Here is a 16,535-nt window from a genome sequence, read left to right on the forward strand (position 1 = left end):
TTGCAGCGATAGGTGTTTCAAACAGCAACTAGCCCTTAGGGTCAACCAGGAACAGTACCTGATCATACTCTACCGGCTGTGCATCTTCAACCATTACCTTAACGATCTTGCCGGCAATTTCGGACTCGATCTCGTTGAAGAGTTTCATAGCTTCCACGATGCAAACGACCTGCCCAACCTCAATCGCGTCACCCACTTTTACATAAGGCGGCTTTTCCGGGCTGGAAGAACGGTAGAAAGTACCGACAATCGGAGACCGGACTTCCAGGTAGTTGGAATCCTCTGCTTTGGCCTCACTGGCTGGTGCTTCTGCTTTGGCAGGCTCTGCCTGTGGCTTTGGTGCCGGAGGCGCAGGAGCAGGCTGTGGCGCCTGCGGGTAAGGCTGCTGCACGGGCGGAGACATCTGAATGATCGGTGCGGTAGGCTGAGGAGCAGAAGGAGCCGGTGCTGTGCCGGAAGCATAGTCCCTGGGCTTAGCCTTCTGATGCTTGTTGGTCCGGATGGAAAGCTCAAACTCTCCGTCCTTCATTTTAAATTCGGTCAGGTTGGATTTGTTGATGAGCTTCACCAACTCTTGGATGTCCTTAAAAGTCATAGGTGTTATTGTTTTACGCGTTCCATGTAAGCGCCGGTTTCAACCTCAATCTTCACTTTGTCGCCCTGATTGATAAACAGAGGGACCCGAACTTCCGCACCGGTTTCAACGGTAGCTGGCTTCAGGGTGTTGGTGGCTGTATCGCCCTTAACACCAGGCTCTGTGTAGGTGACTTCCAGAATGATGTACTGAGGCATCTCCATGGTCAGCGGCACCTCGCGGTCTGCGTGATAGATCACGTCTACTTCCATGCCTTCTTTAAGGAAATGGGCATGCTCTACGATATTGTCGCTAAGCGCAACCTGCTCATAGGTTTCATTATTCATGAAGTGGTAACCCATGTCGTCGCTGTAAAGATACTGGAATTTGCGGCGCTCCACACGCACTTCGTCCACTTTGTGACCGGCAGAGAAAGTATTATCCAAAACCTTTCCGGAAGTCAGGCTTTTGATTTTTGTACGTACGAATGCCGCACCTTTTCCTGGCTTAACGTGTTGAAACTCAATAATGGTGAAGATATCATTATTGAAGTCAATGCACATGCCTTTTCGGATGTCAGAAGTTGTAGCCATTTGCTATAGCTTGCGTTTTTATTTGGTATTCAAATTGCGATGCAAAGATAGAAAAATCCAAGGACTTGAAACGAGGCCTTAAGCAGGAGGTCTCCTGCCGGGCAGAAGGCTCGGTGCTATTCGGCTTAGTAAGCCCACTTGATATAGATTGCTCCCCAGGTGAAGCCGCCCCCGAATGCGGTCAGGATGATGTTGTCCCCTTTCTGAAGCTGATCTTCCCAGTCCCACAGGCAGAGCGGCAGGGTGGCAGCAGTCGTATTGCCGTATTTCTGTATGTTAACCATCACCCGCTCCATCGGGAAGTCCGCCATGCGGGCTACCGTCTCGATGATACGCTTGTTGGCCTGATGAGGGACCAGCCAGGCAATATCGTCATTCGTTAGGTTATTGCGGACCATTACCTGAGTGACCACATCTGACATGCCGGATACGGCAGCTTTAAACACCGGGCGGCCATTCTGAAAGACAAAGTGCTCCCGGTTGGCCACCGTTTCGGCGGTCGCCGGATAACGGGAACCTCCTGCTTTCTGATGCAGATAAACCCGGCCGGAGCCATCGCTCTTAAGCAGGGAGTCCATCACGCCAACCGGCTCCTCTGTAGCTTCCAGCATCACGGCACCGGCACCATCACCAAAGATGACGCAGGTTGTCCGGTCTGTATAGTCTACAATGGAAGACATCTTGTCTGCCCCAATGACGACTACTTTTTTGTGCGCACCAGCCTCGATGAAGCGGGCGGCGGTAGTCAGGGCATAGAGGAAGCCAGAGCAGGCGGCATGGATATCGTAGCAAAAAGCATTTTTCATGCCGGTTTCGTCAGCGATGATATTTGCCGTGTCCGGGAAAACCATATCAGGGGTAACGGTGGCACAAATGACAAGCTCTACCTCGCCGGGATCGGTATTGGTCTTTTCAAGCAGCCCCTTTACGGCTTCAATGCCCATTACCGAAGTGCCTTGCCCTTCCCCCTTTAGGATATGCCGCTGCTCAATGCCGGTGCGGGTGCGTATCCACTCGTCGTTCGTGTCGACTATGGTTTCCAGTTCGGCGTTGGTCAGGATGTAGTCCGGCAAATATCCCTGAACGCCGGTAATGGCAGCTTGTGTTTTTGCCATAGTTCCTTGGTAGATTGTAATCCTTGATGTACGCCCGGGTTTTGAAAAGCTGGCAACCGTTTAAAAGAGCCGTATTTCATGCGCTTTTGCCTTCAGCTTCGTCAATGACCCATGGGATTTATCAAAGATTGGTAATTGTTGCTAATCCGTTTTGTTGTCATGGCCCTTAGTAAGGGCCACTCCTAAAATGGGCAGCAAGGTAGGAAAATCTTGGGGATCAGGCAATTTATTGAATCAGAGTAAACCGGTTAAGGCGTTTTCCTCCTTTAAGCTTCTTCCGAAATTGCCCAAAGCCCGGCAAAGGTCAGCAAGCCATTGAGGGCGATAATGAGGAAGCCAAACTGGAAGCCCATGAAGAGCACCTCAGAGTTGGCGTTTAGCACGTAAGATAACACAGGGGCAGCAACACAAACCGGGATGACTAAACGTGGGTTCACCCGGCGGTTGGTGAGCAGCCCGAAGGTAAATAATCCGAGAATCGGACCGTAGGTATACCCGGCTGCCTTGAACAGCTGACTGATAACATCCTTATTATTCAGGGCATTGAAAACGACGATAATGATCAGCAGCAGTACGGAGAAGCCAATATGTACATAAAGGCGGGTGCGTTGCTTGTCTTGTTCTGATGCATCGCTCTTTTCAAAATTCAGAAAATCCACGCAAAAGGAGGTCGTCAGCGCAGTGAGTGCGGAGTCTGCACTTGAGTAAGCCGCAGCAATGAGGCCCAAGACAAAAAAGATGCCTACCGCTGCCGGCAGGTGGTTGAGCGCAATCATTGGAAAGAGCTCATCGGTCCGCTCAGGTATATCGATCCCAATACTTGCAGCGTAGATGTACAGCAGTGCTCCCAGAGAAAGAAACAGGAACTTTGCCACCACCAGTACACTGCTGAATACATACATGTTTTTCTGGGCATCGCCAATATTGCGGCAGCTCAGGTTCTTCTGCATCATATCCTGATCGAGGCCTGTCATCACGATGGTAATGAGCGCTCCGCTGATGAACTGTTTGAAGAAGTTGTTGGGGTCATTCCAGCCTCCTTCAAAGAAAAACATCTGAGAATAATCGCTGGAGCGTACCATGGCGACCATGCCCCCGATATCGGTTTCCATAGCTTTGCCAATGAATATGATGGTAAGGACAACCGCCGAGATCATGGCCACAGTTTGCAGGGTGTCTGTCCACACGATGGTATTGATGCCCCCTTTAAAAGTGTAAACCCAGATCAGCACAATCGTTACGGCAACGGTTGCGAAAAAAGGCACGCCGAAGGGGCCCAGCACAAAGGCCTGCAGCACAATAGCCACGAGGTAAAGCCGAAAGGCAGCGCCTATGGTACGGGAAAGCAGGAAGTAAGCGGCACCGGTTTTATAAGCTTCCAGCCCCAGCCGCTCTTCCAGGTAACCATATATAGAGGTCAGATTCTTTTTGTAGTACAGCGGCAGGAGCACCTGGGCAATGACTACATAGCCTAGAATATAACCAAAGACCATCTGCATGTAGGAGAACGCCTGGTTTTCTCCCCCGGCACCCACTACGCCCGGTATGGATATGAAGGTGACGCCTGAGAGCGTTGCCCCGATCATCCCGATGGCCACAAGCGGCCAGGGAGAGTTGCGCCCCGCCAGGAAAAACTCAGCATTCCCTGCTTTGCGGCCGGTGAAATACGAAACGGAAATCAGCACTAAAAAATAAAGGGCGATGATCCCGAGTATGATAGTTGGCGTCAGTTGACTTAGCATAGGTTTTATCTTGGTGGCTTCCACTTGCTTACAGCAGCCCGGTCCGGATTAATAGTCGTTACCGTTTTTAAAAATGAGCCCCTGGTTTTCCTTGATCCAGGACGTCTAACCGGGGCCGTCTTTAGTCTAAGACTATGTTGGGATTTCACCCTTTGGGCTGCATTTGCCAAATTTTATCCTGAACTTCGTTGCTCTTCAGTCGCTTAGCTTAGGCTAGGCTCCTTCATCCCGCCTTGTTCAGAATAAAATTTGACTACATTCGCTCCAAAAGCGAATTCCCAACATAGTCTAACAAGTGGGTCTGGCACGGCAAATATAGCAGATTCTCGGACAAATGGAAGACCGGAGTAATGGGGGAACGATCATTGCAGCCCGGGAAGTATAAAGTGGGAATTGAAACGCGGGGGCGCATCAGGTTCCTGAATAGAAAGTGTATATTTGACCAAAAGCCTGAAACTATGCAACGTCTGGCCTTACTCTTCTTCCTGGCGGTTGCCCTGGCCAATTGTTCTGGGGGAGGTAGTACCGGAAATGATGAACAAACCCGGGAGCCGCCTCCCGGTAATGCGCCCGTGGTGAATGAAGACGAAGCTATTATGCAGCTGTCGGCCTACCTGATCGGAGAGCCCGCTACGCTGGCAGAACAACAGCAAAATGCGATTGTGAACTATGCGATTGATGAGATTATCCCACTACAGCGGACCCGCTCCGGCTTGTTTTACAGGATACTGGACCCGGGCAACGGGCAGCCGCTGGAATGGGGCGATTACCTCAGTGCCCATTACAAAGGTTACCTGCTTGATGGCAGGGTTTTTGATTCTTCCTACCGGAAAGGCCGCCCAATGAAGTTTTACATTGGCAATATGATTGACGGCTGGAACGAAGGGCTGCAACTGGTAAAAGAAGGCGGGCGTATTCAGCTCTTTGTGCCTTCTCATCTGGGCTATAAGGAGCGGGGAGTGCCTGATGGTAAGGATGGCTATCTCATTCCGCCCGATACGCCCCTGGTCTTTGAAGTGGAAGTGTTGGGACTGGAAGAAAAGCCAGACTGATCTTTTTCAACGAAGCTTAAGGGGGGGGCGGACAAACAATTGCCAGCTTCACCCGATTCTTTATATTAGAGTGTTTGTCTGAACGAAGGGCATTGCCTGACAAAACCAGGCGCGTTGCATTAGCCAGCGTTTTCAGACAAGTTTAGGAAACTACTTAACCGGAAAGCAATCTATGGACCTTAGACAAGCGAAAATTACACTGGAAAAAATCAATGATCTTTTCCACAGCCTCGAAAGAGATGCTTCTAATGTTTCGTTAATTGAACGAGACCTGATGCGGGGCTATATCCAGCAGTTTTATGAGCACTTTATTAGCGGGGCCACTGCTCCCAGTAGCGTAGCAGAAGAACCCGTTCGGGAAAAAGCACCGGTACGCCGGAACTACACGCCGCCCCGGATCATCGAAATTCCGGATGCGCCGCGTGACAATTACAGTGCGCCAAAGCCTGACCCTACCCGCCGGCCCAATCCGCAGCCGCAACCCCGCCCGGAGCCCCGCCCTCAGCCCAAGCCAGAGCCGGAGCCCAAACCTGATCCCCGGCCAACCCCGCCACCGCCACCAAAGCCTGAGCCAGACCCGGAGCCGCAGAAACCCGAACCCGTTAAGGTTGCTGAACCAGTAGCTCCAGCCGCCCCCCGGCAGGATATCCCCGCCAACCTGAAGCATCTTTTTGCTTTCAAGGAAGCCACTGAGTTGTCGGAAAAGTTGAGCGAGCGGCCTGTTCACGATCTGACCAAAGCTCTCGCCATTAACGACCGCCTGCTCTACATGAATGAGCTCTTTGGCCGCGACCTCAATGCCCTGAACGACACGCTGGGCCGCCTCAATCAAATGAACAGCATGGATGAAGCACGGGACCTGATTGTCCAAATGGCACAACGCTACGACTGGGGCGCTGACGAAAAAGAGGACACCGCCCGCGATTTTATCCGCTTGGTCCGCCGGAAGTATCAATAAAGGTGCCCTTTGACGAAAGTCATTACTTGGTGTTTGCCTTACACTTACTTTCGTGCCAAACCAGAAACATGATCAGACCATGAAAAAAATAGCTGTTTTTACTTCCGGAGGCGATGCGCCTGGCATGAATGCCTGTGTTCGGGCGGTTGTGCGTACGACTTTGCGGCACGATCATCAGGCTGTAGGTATCCGCAGGGGCTATCAGGGAATGATAGAAGGTGACTTTTGGGCAATGGAAGCCCATTCCGTGAGCAACATCATTCAGCTGGGAGGTACTATCCTTCGGTCTGCCCGCAGCCAGGATTTTCGTACCCCTGAGGGAAGGGCCAAAGCTTACGCCAATCTGCGTGCCAACGATATCGACGGGATTGTGGCGATTGGTGGCGATGGCAGCTTCACTGGTGCCCGCATCTTTATGGAAGAATACCCCGATATCCACATGGTAGGGTGCCCGGGCACGATCGACAACGACTTGTACGGGACTGACTATACGATTGGCTACGATACTGCCATCAATACCGCAATGAACGCCATTGACAACATTAAGGATACCGCCAATGCTCATGACCGCCTGTTTTTTGTAGAGGTAATGGGGCGGGATGCAGGTTTCATAGCCATGAATGTCGGTCTGGCCACAGGCGCAGAAGCCGTGCTGGTACCAGAGAGCAAAACCGATGTCAATAACCTGATCGATACCCTCAACAGCAACTACAGCAACAAGAAAAATTCCAGCATCGTAGTGGTGGCGGAAGGCGATGAAAGCGGCGGCGCTTTTAAGCTCGCGGAGGAGGTAAAGAAACACTGCCCTTACGAAACCAAAGTCACGATCCTGGGACACCTGCAACGGGGCGGCCGCCCAACCTGTATGGACCGGGTGCGGTCTAGCCGTATGGGCGTTGCTGCAGTCAATGCCCTTCTGGAAGGAAAGTCAGGAGTCATGATTGGCGAAATCAATGGAGAAATTGTGCATACCCCCTTCGAACAGGCCATCAAGTATCACAATGAGATCAACCCAATGCTGCTGGAAATGGTTGATATACTATCCTGATCAAAAATTTAAGCCATGAGTACTGCCCTGGATCGTGCCTCCCGCAATTTCAAAAGCGCCCTCAAAATCGCGCTGTGGACGGTGGGCATCATCTGGGGCATCCATTTGCTGCAGGTCCTGACCGGCGCTGATTTTGGTACGATGGGGATCTACCCCCGCCGCCAATTCGGGCTTAAGGGGATTCTTTTTGCGCCTCTGTTGCATTCGGGCTGGAAGCACCTGCTTGCGAATACGCCCCCTCTTTTTGTGCTGACCGGCATACTCTTCTTTTTCTACCGCCGGGTAGCTGTCGCCAGCTTTACCACGATTTACATTTTGACCGGGCTTGCCGTCTGGAGCTTTGCGCGGCCCGATGCCTTTCATATTGGTGCCAGCGGCGTGGTGTACGGTCTGGTGGCTTTTGTGTTTTGGACCGGCATTTTCCGGCGCAATATCCGTTCTATTGTATTGTCTCTGATCGTGGTAGTCTACTACGGAGGCATGTTTGCCGGTATTCTGCCAACGGATGAGCGGGTATCCTGGGAGAGCCACCTCTTTGGTGCCCTGGTCGGCATCTTTGTCGCTTTTTGGTTCAAGAACCGCATAGAGCCCGAGGAAAAACGCCCCACCTGGTCCTGGGAACGGGAAGGAGAAGCCGAAAAGCGTTTCTTTTTGGAGCGCGACGCCTTCGACAAGACCAAGGCCGAGCGCGAACGTGAACGGGACGAAGGCAATGATAGCTGGTTCTCCACCCGAAGCTGGTAAGTATGAGCCGTTCAAACGCCAAACAACCGGACACCTTATATACCAGGCTTTTCGCTAAGCTGTACAATCCCGTCATGGAAAAGCTGGAAGCCCGCCTGTTGATGGATATGCGACGGGCTTTGCTCACGCAGGCACGGGGCAGGGTGCTGGAGGTTGGGGCTGGGACAGGTGTGAATTTTCCACTCTACGACCCTGCCACTCAGGTACTGGCTATCGAACCCGCACAGGCGATGGCTGAACAGGCGGCAACTGTCCTTCAGCAACTGAATGCTTCGCATATTCAATTACTGGAAGCCGGTGTTGGCGATGCCGAAGTGAGCGCTCAGTTGGGCGAAGGTAGCCTTGATACTATTGTCAGTACGCTTGTGCTGTGTACTATTCCTGATCTGGAGCAAGCCCTGAAGCACTTCCGCAAATGGTTGCGCCCCGGCGGTCAGCTACTGGTCCTGGAGCACATTCACGACGACCGTCAACCGCAACGCTGGATACAATCGGCCGTAACGCCGGTCTGGAAGCACCTGGCAGAAGGCTGTTACCTCAACCGCCGCACCGATGAATTGCTCAAAGATTATGGCTTTGCAGTGGAAACAGAGGATTATCACTACACGCGATGGGTGCCTTTTTACAGCGCGGTGCTGCGGATGGAAGAGAAAGAGAAAAATGGGTAAACGCTAAAAAAATGCCATCCGGGCATCAACTCCGGGCAGCTGTTGCCAAAGTTATAATTGGAAGCCTTGCTCACTGAAAAGGCAGTAACAAATGCCGGATTTTATTGCGCTCAGAATTTTTGTCCTGATTTTTTTTCGTTTTTAAAATATTGAGACTGTGCTTTGCGATGCTTTAGTTAAAACCGTGTGGTTCAAGCAGTTTTGTTAATATTTATTTTGTAATTCCGGTTAAATTTGTGTTAAAGGAAGCAAAAAAATCAGGGCCGCACTCGCATTTGTCCTGAGATGCCCTTATCTTTGAATTGTTATTATCCGAGTCACGGACAATTTTTCAACAAAATCACAGGTCTATAGAAAGTAACTTCTACACTAAAAGAATTGCGACATAATATCCCATAACGCTAATTTGATTTTAGTTATGCAAGTTACACCACTGAACGACCAACAGTTGATCACCAATTATTTGTCCGGCGACGAAAGAGCTTTCGAAGAATTGCTCTCCCGCCACAAACAACGGATTTACACTTCCATCTATCTTTTCGTCAAAGACCAAAGCTTGGCTGAGGATATCTTTCAGGAAGTCTTCATAAAAATTATCGACACCCTGCGCAAGGGCAAATACAACCACGAGGGCAAATTCCTGCAGTGGGCACTCCGTATTTCCTACAACATGTGCGTGGACTACTTCCGCCGCAACAAGCGCCGCCCAAAGGTGTCTCCAACCGAAACCTTCGATATTTTTGATGTGCTGCAGTCTTCTGAGCGCAACGCTGAGCAAGGCATCATCCGAAGTCAGACCCACGATAAAGTGCGGGCACTGGTGGATATGCTGCCGCCTGAGCAGCGCGAGGTGGTCATCCTGCGCCACTATGCTGACATGAGCTTCAAGGAAATCGCCAAGCTGACCCGGGTGAGCATCAACACCGCCCTGGGCCGCATGCGCTATGCGCTGATCAATATTCGCAAATTAGTAGAAGAGCGCGAAATCGTATTACAGTAGTAACTGCATAAAAAAACTACCACTGTCCCGGCGGATAGCCGGGGCACCAATTCTCCTCACGCCTGAAAATCCGTAAACCAAAAATTGGAAGCCGGTAGCTTTGCTGCCGGCTTTTTTTGGCTTTTAGAGGAAGGCTTGCCTAGCCATGTAAAATTTGGGCATTAGCTTTTTTGTAGATAAATAGCTGTTTTATTGTATTTTTGAACTATTTAATCTGGGCATTGTTGATTTTTTTGTTATCATATTTCTATTTTAAGAATTAGTCATTTTATGAACTACCAACTACCAACTACCAACTGCTTAGAATAGTTTCCGGATTGACATTGTTAATTTGTGTTTTGGTTTCAGGTCATTCTCAGGTTTTATCGGGCTTTGTTTTTCCATCCACGGATAGGTCACAATTCCTACTTTCTTCAGCCCAACGGACTGAGTTGTCTTCTAAAGTAGACTCCATGCGTGTCATTCAAATAGATGTACAATTTTTGAAATCTATGGTTAACACATTTGAGGTGTGCGCGCCCGGAGGGACTAATTTGAAGCGACAGGACAACAATGGCATCGCAGGTCAGAAAAGAGGTAAAGTAAATGCAGTACTTGAAATGGCGGAATTGGATGAAGTAATGTTTCAAATACACCCCAACCCGGTTAAAGAATGGTTGATAGTTGAATCTTCAGCACCTATCGAACAGATTATTATTTACAATACTTCAGGCCAGGAGGTATACCGGAAAGATTGGCGAGGTATTTTACAGGGGCCGCTCTCCGTTACGGGTTGGCCAACTGGAATGTACTGCCTGCAGGCAAGAGCCGCCAATCAGGTTATTAGCCAAACCTTTATCGTTGCCCAATGAATCGACTGCAAGAATACCTGCCCTGTCTGATATGCTGTGGCCTTGCCCTGCTGTCGAGTCTGTCATTGGCTGCTCAGCCGGACTCTTTGTGGAGCGTGGCGCTTTATGGTGAGAAAGGTTCATTTGGGCATCAATTTATTGAAGGCATTGATGGTAACATTTATTGGGAGGGGGGAATGAATAGCAAGTTGGGAGACTTCACAGGTAATACGAAGGATGAGGATGGGATTTTCCTTGCAAAAATCTCTCCATCCGGAGAAAAAGTCTGGATTAATACTTTTAACGATGGCTACCGTGAAATTAGGAGGCCTGGCAGCCGCCCCTGATGGGGGCGTAATACTAACAGGCTGGCGGCAGGTGGAAGGAAATCAGAAAGACCTGTGGGTGGCCTGGTATGATCCGGATGGCAGGTTAGTTTGGGAAAGGACATTTGGAGGGCCGCAGGATGATACAGGCAGTAGCATTTTTCTTTCCGGCAATGGGCAAATCATTATCACGGGAGGCACTGAAGGCAGTGGGGGAGATGTAAGCAATCATTATGGTGACCGGGATGTTTGGCTGGTGGCACTTGATCTGAATGGGAATCTAAAGTGGGAGCGTACCATCGGTGGCAGTGGAACAGATTTGGGGAGCCACCTTATTGAATTCCGGCAGGGCTACATTCTGGTGGGCTCTTCCGATTCTCCGGATGGGCATATTTCTGCTCCGCGTGGTGATTTCGACATCTGGCTAGTGGAATTGGATGGAGAAGGACAGTATATGCGGGATTATTCTTTTGGTGGTTCAGGGCATGATGCGGCATTTAGATTAATTCCAATTACTGACGGTGGGTTTATGTTAGGTGGTAATACCGACTCGAAGGATCAGCAGATATTTCACTATAAGGGTGGACCTAACAATATTTGGGTCGCAGAGCTAGACTCAAATTTTAGCTTAGAGTGGAGCCGGACTTTTGGTGGCAGCCGTGGGGCTACTGGCATCGGGATGTTTCAGACAATAGCCAATACCTTTATCGTAGGGAGTAGGTCACTTTCACAAGACGGAGATATTACTTCTGACCCTCCGGAAAACAATCCGTTTCTGTATGGCGGTGGGTGGCTATTTGAATTTGGCGATTACGGTGAAATACTTTGGGATGTAAAGTTTGCTGTAGGCGACTTAGGCAATAATGGCTTTATCCGTGATATTGCCCCTGCGTCTGATGGAGGCTTTTATATTGGGCGTAACCGCCTAAATGTATTAGAGGGGACCTTTAATGATTATTTCCACGCATGGCTAACGAAATTCGGCCCGCCATTCCCAAAATACCGGGAACAATCAGTTTGTCCCGAATGGCTCCTTTACCCCAATCCACTGACTGGAAGGCAGGTACAACTACGCTGGCCTGAAGCTTTGACTTTTGACGGTGAAATCCGGGTCATTGATGTTTTGGGCAGGATAGTCCATAGGCAAGATGCCTACTTTGGCGGGCTGGAAGGGCAATTTGAGCTGCCAGCTTTCCTGCCTGCCGGGCAGTATGTCGTTCAGTTGCGCAGTGAAGGCAAGGTCTGTCCCGAGCCATTGATTATTGCGGAGTAGCGTTGGCGTAAAGCAAAATTCCCCATCCACACAACCCTAGCCTCCCTCCGCTGTTCTATACTGATACTGACGATTAAGTGGTTTGCCAGTGCAAACCAGCTTAATGTCAGCACCTATGCTGTGAAATGGTTCAGCTTCTTTGCGCTGTACCATTTCAAAAAGCATAGGAGTGAAAAACTTCAACCTGCATCTATGTCCAAAAAAGCGACTACGCCAACGCTTGACAAGCCTAGTGAACAGAACCTCAAAGAGGCGATCCGGATCAAGGGCGCCCGGGCGAACAACCTCAAGAATGTCAGCCTCGATATCCCTAAGAATCAACTGGTGGTCGTGACCGGCGTGTCCGGTTCCGGCAAGTCTTCCATCACTATGGATACGCTCTACGCCGAGGGGCAGCGCCGCTACGTGGAAAGCCTGTCGAGCTACGCCCGGCAGTTCCTGATGCGGATGAAAAAGCCCGATGTGGACTACATCAAAGGCATTTGCCCGGCCATTGCGATTGAGCAGAAGGTCAGCACCAGCAATGCCCGCTCCACAGTAGGCACGCTTACCGAGATTTATGATTACCTGCGCATCCTTTACGCACGGGTGGGGCGCACCTATTCCCCGGTCTCCGGTGCGGAGGTCCGCAAGCACGAAGTCAGTGATGTGGTGGACTACATCAACCGCTTTGAGGAGGGCACCAAGGTGCAGTTGTTTATCCCGCTGCCCTACAAATACAAAGACCGCCTGGTGAAACAAGAAGTGGAACTGCTGCTGCAAAAAGGCTATACCCGCCTGCAGGTGGAAGGCGATTTGCAGTACGCGGAAGACCTGCTGGAATCCGGCGCGGCTTACCTGGACAAAAAGCTGGGCGATATCAAAGACAAAGGCATCCGCATTCTGATTGACCGCTTTGTGGTTAAGCAAGAGGATGAAGAAAACAACAAGCGCATCGCTGACTCTGTCCAAACGGCCTTCTACGAATCAGAAGGGGAGTGCATTGTCGATATCATGGGCAGGGAGGAACAAGACTTCAACAACCGCTTTGAGCTTGATGGGGTATCCTTCCTGGAGCCTACACCACAGCTGTTCAATTTTAACAACCCCTACGGTGCCTGCCCTACCTGCGAGGGCTTCAGCAAAGTCATGGGCATAGATGAAGGCAAGGTGGTACCTGATCAAACCAAATCTGTCTACGAGCAAGCCATCGCCTGCTGGCGGGGCGAGAAATATGGGCGCTGGCTGGACCAGTTACTGGAAACCGCCCACCACTTCGACTTTCCGGTGCATACCCCATATCAGGATCTTACCAAAGCCGAGCGCCGCCTTCTCTGGAAAGGCAATCAGTACTTCGATGGCATCAACGACTTCTTTGCCGAGCTGGAGCAAAAGATGTACAAGATTCAGAACCGCGTCATGATGGCCCGCTACCGGGGCAGAGCGACCTGTCCCACCTGTGAGGGCGGCCGACTGCGGGAGGAAGCGACTTACGTGAAAATCCAGGACCGCCCCATTACTGATCTGGTAGAGATGCCGGTGGATGAACTTCTGGACCACCTGCGTAGCCTGGAACTCAGTGAGCACGACCAAAAAATTGCCAAGCGGCTGCTGCTGGAAATCAATAACCGCCTGCAGTTTATGAGCGATGTGGGGCTAAGCTATCTGACTTTGGGGCGGCTTTCTGCTACCCTGAGCGGTGGAGAAACCCAGCGGATTAACCTCACCCGTACCCTGGGCAGTAATCTCACGAGCTCCATGTACATTCTGGACGAGCCCAGTGTAGGGCTGCACCCGCGGGACACTAACCGCCTGGTGCGCGTGCTGCGCTCCCTGCGCGACCTTGGTAATACGGTCATCGTAGTGGAGCACGAGGAAGACATTATCGAAAGTGCGGACTACCTCATCGATATTGGCCCGGCAGCAGGTATCCACGGTGGGGAAGTGGTCTTTGCCGGTCCCTACGAAGGCATTTACTCCGAGGCGACGGAAAGCCTGACAACCAAGTACATGAGCGGCCGTATGAGCATACCGGTGCCTGCCCACCGCCGCAAGTCGGCTAACTACATTGAGGTACAGGGCGCCCGGCAGCATAATCTGAAGAACATCACCGCCCGCTTCCCGCTAAACACCTTAACGGTGGTCACCGGCGTTTCCGGCTCAGGCAAGACCACGCTGGTCAAGCAGATTCTGTACCCCGCTCTGAAGAAGCATTTGGGCGAAAGCTACTCCCAAGCCCCCGGGCAGTTCGATCAGCTGGCGGGCAGTGTGGATACCATCACGCAGGTAGAAATGGTGAGCCAAAGCCCGATTGGGAAATCCTCTCGCTCCAATCCGGTCACCTACGTAAAGGCCTACGATGGGATCAGAAAACTGATGGCCGATCAGCAATTGTCTAAAATACGTGGCTTCAAGCCCAAGCATTTTTCCTTTAATGTGGATGCCGGGCGCTGCGATACCTGCAAAGGGGAGGGCGAACAGGTGGTGGAAATGCAGTTCCTGGCCGATGTACGCCTGGAGTGCGAAGCCTGTGGCGGCAAGCGGTTCAAGCAGGAAGTGTTGGATGTGCAGTACAAAGGCAAAAGCATTTACGATATCCTGGAGCTGAGCGTGGAGGAAGCGTTGGAATTTTTCGAAGAGGAAAAAGACGTAGTCAGCAAGCTGCAGCCGCTCTATGATGTGGGGCTGGGGTATGTCCACCTGGGGCAGTCCTCAAGCACCCTTTCCGGGGGAGAAGCGCAGCGGGTCAAGCTGGCCTCCTTCCTGACGCGGGAACGGGCCAACGAGCACATCCTGTTCATTTTTGACGAGCCTACCACCGGTCTGCATTTTCATGATATCCGCAAGCTGCTGGATGCCATGAATGCGCTCGTGGAGAACGGGCATACCGTCATGGTCGTGGAGCACAATATGGAGGTGATCAAAAATGCCGACTGGGTTGTGGACCTGGGCCCCGGCGGCGGCAAAGAGGGTGGCGATCTGGTCTTTCAGGGCACGCCTGAGGAGTTGGCAGAAGTGGAGGCCTCGTATACCGGGCAGTTCCTAAAGCCTAAGTTGGAAGTGTAAAATTTGCTACCTTCACCATCTGAAAAAAACCAACAAACATGGGACTATTAGATGGAAAAGTAGCGCTGGTGACCGGGGGCTCCCGCGGTATTGGTGCTGCTATTGTTCGCCGGTTTGCGGAGCAGGGCGCTAATGTGGCATTTACCTACCGTTCCTCTGCGGAACAAGCCAACGCACTGGCTGCCGAGCTGGAACAACTGGGCGTAACGGCAAAAGCCTACCAATCAGACGCATCCGATTATGAGGCCGCAGAAAATCTGGCTAAGGAAGTGCTGGAAGCGTTCGGGCAAGTGGATATCCTGGTCAACAACGCTGGCATCACCAAAGACACCCTGATGCTCCGCATGACGGAAGCCCACTGGGACGATGTGATCCAAACCAACCTGAAGTCGATCTTCAACCTCACCAAGCACCTCATTCGCCCAATGATGAAAAACCGTGGTGGCTCGATCATCAATATGAGCTCTATCGTAGGGATGACGGGCAACGCCGGGCAGGCCAACTACGCCGCCTCCAAAGCGGGTATTATTGGCTTCACGAAGTCTATTGCCAAGGAGATGGGCTCGCGCAACATCCGCTGCAATGCGATTGCGCCCGGCTTCATCGAAACGGACATGACAGAGAGCCTCGACGAGAAGGTCAGGGAAGGCTACCTGCAAAACATCCCGATGAACCGCCTCGGCAAAGCCGAAGAAGTAGCTGATGTGTGTGTATTCCTGGGTTCTGATTTGTCTACCTACCTGTCCGGGCAAGTCATCAGTGTCTGTGGAGCACTGAATACATAGCAGTACAGGGCTTCCCTGTGTGAAGAAAAGCGAAAAGTAGCCGGGGGGTAAGCCCCCGGCTTTTTTTAAGCAAATCGTGACAAACTTTCGTGAATCTTATGGGGAGTCTCAATCTGTGTGTTAAGGCACCGAACCCATCATTCTTTATACAAGGCGGCAAGCGCCTGTACAGATTTACGGGTTTGGAATAGCTGACGTGCATTAATGGTGTAATGGCAGCCAAGAATGTCATCGTGGCGGTGGACAGCCTTGGACAAGCAAAGCTTTTCCAGTTGCGTTTCCAGTATTTCTGTGTTATACTGAGTGTGCAGGGCGATGTCCATCAGCTTGCTTTTCCCGTTTTTCCGGAGGTATTCCAGAATGCGGGAAGAGACAGGACGCTCAAGGGTTTCCAAGACTTCAATAGCTCGGTCAAGTTTGTTTGTGCTTACGGTTTTGATAGTGTTCCATGTGTGCATGGGTGAAAACTTTAGACAGTTCCACAATAAGGTTTCAATAAGTAGTGTGCATAGCTCCTGTAACCTGATCGCTCATACTGGCTTAAATGAGCATGTATGCAGGCCAGTCTTTCCAAAAGGTTGCCCCATGAAAAGAACGGAGTACATCCAGTTTGATGCTACAACGCATGGCTGTAGCCTGGTACAGTGTGTAAATGAAGTTGGTGTTGTGATTGGTGTGTAGTAGCCGTTTGCTTAGTGTGGGATGGGGGGAGAAGACTGTTCAGTAGGTTTGTTGTAACAAATCTAAAAGTAAGATTTTAAATATCCTAAGTTTTTGAATTA

16 protein-coding genes are annotated in these 16,535 nt (G+C 51.0%); 11 read left to right on the top strand and 5 right to left on the bottom strand.

Annotation, left to right across the window (positions count from 1 at the left end; translation table 11 throughout):
• Positions 1–28: 28 nt before the first annotated feature.
• From accB to IX84_RS11800, 4 genes are all read right to left on the bottom strand, one after another.
• Positions 29–595 carry an acetyl-CoA carboxylase biotin carboxyl carrier protein gene (gene accB, locus IX84_RS11785; RefSeq protein ID WP_044220528.1) on the bottom strand — a complete coding sequence of 189 codons (567 nt, stop codon included), beginning with the start codon at positions 593–595 and terminating at the stop codon, positions 29–31.
• 5 nt (positions 596–600) lie between these two features.
• Entirely contained in the window at positions 601–1,167 is a 567-nt protein-coding gene (gene efp, locus IX84_RS11790; protein WP_044220531.1) for an elongation factor P, read from the bottom strand.
• 125 nt (positions 1,168–1,292) lie between these two features.
• A complete protein-coding gene (locus tag IX84_RS11795; protein WP_044220534.1) occupies positions 1,293–2,282 on the bottom strand; it encodes a beta-ketoacyl-ACP synthase III in 990 nt (329 codons plus the stop codon).
• A gap of 266 nt (positions 2,283–2,548) precedes the next feature.
• Entirely contained in the window at positions 2,549–4,024 is a 1,476-nt protein-coding gene (locus tag IX84_RS11800; protein WP_044220537.1) for a sodium:solute symporter, read from the bottom strand.
• 458 nt (positions 4,025–4,482) lie between these two features.
• Here IX84_RS11800 and IX84_RS30935 point away from each other — a divergent pair, with 458 nt between their 5' ends.
• From IX84_RS30935 to fabG, 11 genes are all read left to right on the top strand, one after another.
• Positions 4,483–5,076, top strand: coding sequence for an FKBP-type peptidyl-prolyl cis-trans isomerase (locus IX84_RS30935; protein ID WP_052515962.1), 594 nt, complete (start codon positions 4,483–4,485; stop codon positions 5,074–5,076).
• A 172-nt stretch (positions 5,077–5,248) separates the two neighbouring features.
• A complete protein-coding gene (locus IX84_RS11810; protein WP_044220540.1) occupies positions 5,249–6,034 on the top strand; it encodes a hypothetical protein in 786 nt (261 codons plus the stop codon).
• A gap of 79 nt (positions 6,035–6,113) precedes the next feature.
• A complete protein-coding gene (gene pfkA, locus IX84_RS11815) occupies positions 6,114–7,082 on the top strand; it encodes a 6-phosphofructokinase (RefSeq protein ID WP_044220544.1) in 969 nt (322 codons plus the stop codon).
• Positions 7,083–7,097: 15 nt separating this feature from the next.
• A complete protein-coding gene (locus tag IX84_RS11820) occupies positions 7,098–7,826 on the top strand; it encodes a rhomboid family intramembrane serine protease (RefSeq protein WP_052515963.1) in 729 nt (242 codons plus the stop codon).
• Between the two features lie 2 nt (positions 7,827–7,828).
• A complete protein-coding gene (locus tag IX84_RS11825) occupies positions 7,829–8,494 on the top strand; it encodes a class I SAM-dependent methyltransferase (protein ID WP_052515964.1) in 666 nt (221 codons plus the stop codon).
• Between the two features lie 418 nt (positions 8,495–8,912).
• A complete protein-coding gene (locus tag IX84_RS11830; protein ID WP_044220546.1) occupies positions 8,913–9,494 on the top strand; it encodes an RNA polymerase sigma factor in 582 nt (193 codons plus the stop codon).
• A 452-nt stretch (positions 9,495–9,946) separates the two neighbouring features.
• Positions 9,947–10,345, top strand: a complete 399-nt coding sequence (locus tag IX84_RS11835; protein WP_044220549.1) for a T9SS type A sorting domain-containing protein — start codon at positions 9,947–9,949, stop codon at positions 10,343–10,345.
• Positions 10,342–10,671 (top strand): hypothetical protein, encoded by a 330-nt coding sequence (locus tag IX84_RS11840; RefSeq protein WP_044220552.1) that lies wholly within the window; start codon positions 10,342–10,344, stop codon positions 10,669–10,671. Before IX84_RS11835 ends, IX84_RS11840 begins: the two co-directional genes overlap by 4 nt.
• Positions 10,631–11,923 (top strand): T9SS type A sorting domain-containing protein, encoded by a 1,293-nt coding sequence (locus IX84_RS11845; RefSeq protein ID WP_044220555.1) that lies wholly within the window; start codon positions 10,631–10,633, stop codon positions 11,921–11,923. Before IX84_RS11840 ends, IX84_RS11845 begins: the two co-directional genes overlap by 41 nt.
• 192 nt (positions 11,924–12,115) lie before the next feature.
• Complete coding sequence (gene uvrA / locus IX84_RS11850; protein WP_044220558.1) at positions 12,116–14,968, top strand: excinuclease ABC subunit UvrA; 2,853 nt, start codon at positions 12,116–12,118, stop codon at positions 14,966–14,968.
• A gap of 38 nt (positions 14,969–15,006) precedes the next feature.
• Positions 15,007–15,753, top strand: a complete 747-nt coding sequence (fabG, locus tag IX84_RS11855) for a 3-oxoacyl-[acyl-carrier-protein] reductase (RefSeq protein WP_044220560.1) — start codon at positions 15,007–15,009, stop codon at positions 15,751–15,753.
• Between the two features lie 137 nt (positions 15,754–15,890).
• Here the strand turns inward: fabG and IX84_RS11860 are convergent, their stop codons facing one another.
• Entirely contained in the window at positions 15,891–16,211 is a 321-nt protein-coding gene (locus IX84_RS11860) for a hypothetical protein (protein WP_044220563.1), read from the bottom strand.
• Between the last annotated feature and the right edge of the window lie 324 nt (positions 16,212–16,535).

This window comes from Phaeodactylibacter xiamenensis (genome assembly GCF_000759025.1).
Classification (GTDB): domain Bacteria; phylum Bacteroidota; class Bacteroidia; order Chitinophagales; family Saprospiraceae; genus Phaeodactylibacter; species Phaeodactylibacter xiamenensis.

What these genes read in the sequence shown, in the direction of transcription:
- IX84_RS11800 (WP_044220537.1), bottom strand. Translation starts at nt 4,024, where the DNA reads ATGCTAAGTCAACTGACGCCAACTATCATACTCGGGATCATCGCCCTT.
- IX84_RS11820 (WP_052515963.1), top strand. Translation starts at nt 7,098, where the DNA reads ATGAGTACTGCCCTGGATCGTGCCTCCCGCAATTTCAAAAGCGCCCTC.
- IX84_RS11845 (WP_044220555.1), top strand. Translation starts at nt 10,631, where the DNA reads ATGGCTACCGTGAAATTAGGAGGCCTGGCAGCCGCCCCTGATGGGGGC.
- IX84_RS11795 (WP_044220534.1), bottom strand. Translation starts at nt 2,282, where the DNA reads ATGGCAAAAACACAAGCTGCCATTACCGGCGTTCAGGGATATTTGCCG.
- uvrA (WP_044220558.1), top strand. Translation starts at nt 12,116, where the DNA reads ATGTCCAAAAAAGCGACTACGCCAACGCTTGACAAGCCTAGTGAACAG.
- efp (WP_044220531.1), bottom strand. Translation starts at nt 1,167, where the DNA reads ATGGCTACAACTTCTGACATCCGAAAAGGCATGTGCATTGACTTCAAT.
- IX84_RS11840 (WP_044220552.1), top strand. Translation starts at nt 10,342, where the DNA reads ATGAATCGACTGCAAGAATACCTGCCCTGTCTGATATGCTGTGGCCTT.
- IX84_RS11830 (WP_044220546.1), top strand. Translation starts at nt 8,913, where the DNA reads ATGCAAGTTACACCACTGAACGACCAACAGTTGATCACCAATTATTTG.
- IX84_RS11860 (WP_044220563.1), bottom strand. Translation starts at nt 16,211, where the DNA reads ATGCACACATGGAACACTATCAAAACCGTAAGCACAAACAAACTTGAC.
- IX84_RS30935 (WP_052515962.1), top strand. Translation starts at nt 4,483, where the DNA reads ATGCAACGTCTGGCCTTACTCTTCTTCCTGGCGGTTGCCCTGGCCAAT.
- pfkA (WP_044220544.1), top strand. Translation starts at nt 6,114, where the DNA reads ATGAAAAAAATAGCTGTTTTTACTTCCGGAGGCGATGCGCCTGGCATG.
- IX84_RS11825 (WP_052515964.1), top strand. Translation starts at nt 7,829, where the DNA reads ATGAGCCGTTCAAACGCCAAACAACCGGACACCTTATATACCAGGCTT.
- IX84_RS11835 (WP_044220549.1), top strand. Translation starts at nt 9,947, where the DNA reads ATGCGTGTCATTCAAATAGATGTACAATTTTTGAAATCTATGGTTAAC.
- IX84_RS11810 (WP_044220540.1), top strand. Translation starts at nt 5,249, where the DNA reads ATGGACCTTAGACAAGCGAAAATTACACTGGAAAAAATCAATGATCTT.
- accB (WP_044220528.1), bottom strand. Translation starts at nt 595, where the DNA reads ATGACTTTTAAGGACATCCAAGAGTTGGTGAAGCTCATCAACAAATCC.
- fabG (WP_044220560.1), top strand. Translation starts at nt 15,007, where the DNA reads ATGGGACTATTAGATGGAAAAGTAGCGCTGGTGACCGGGGGCTCCCGC.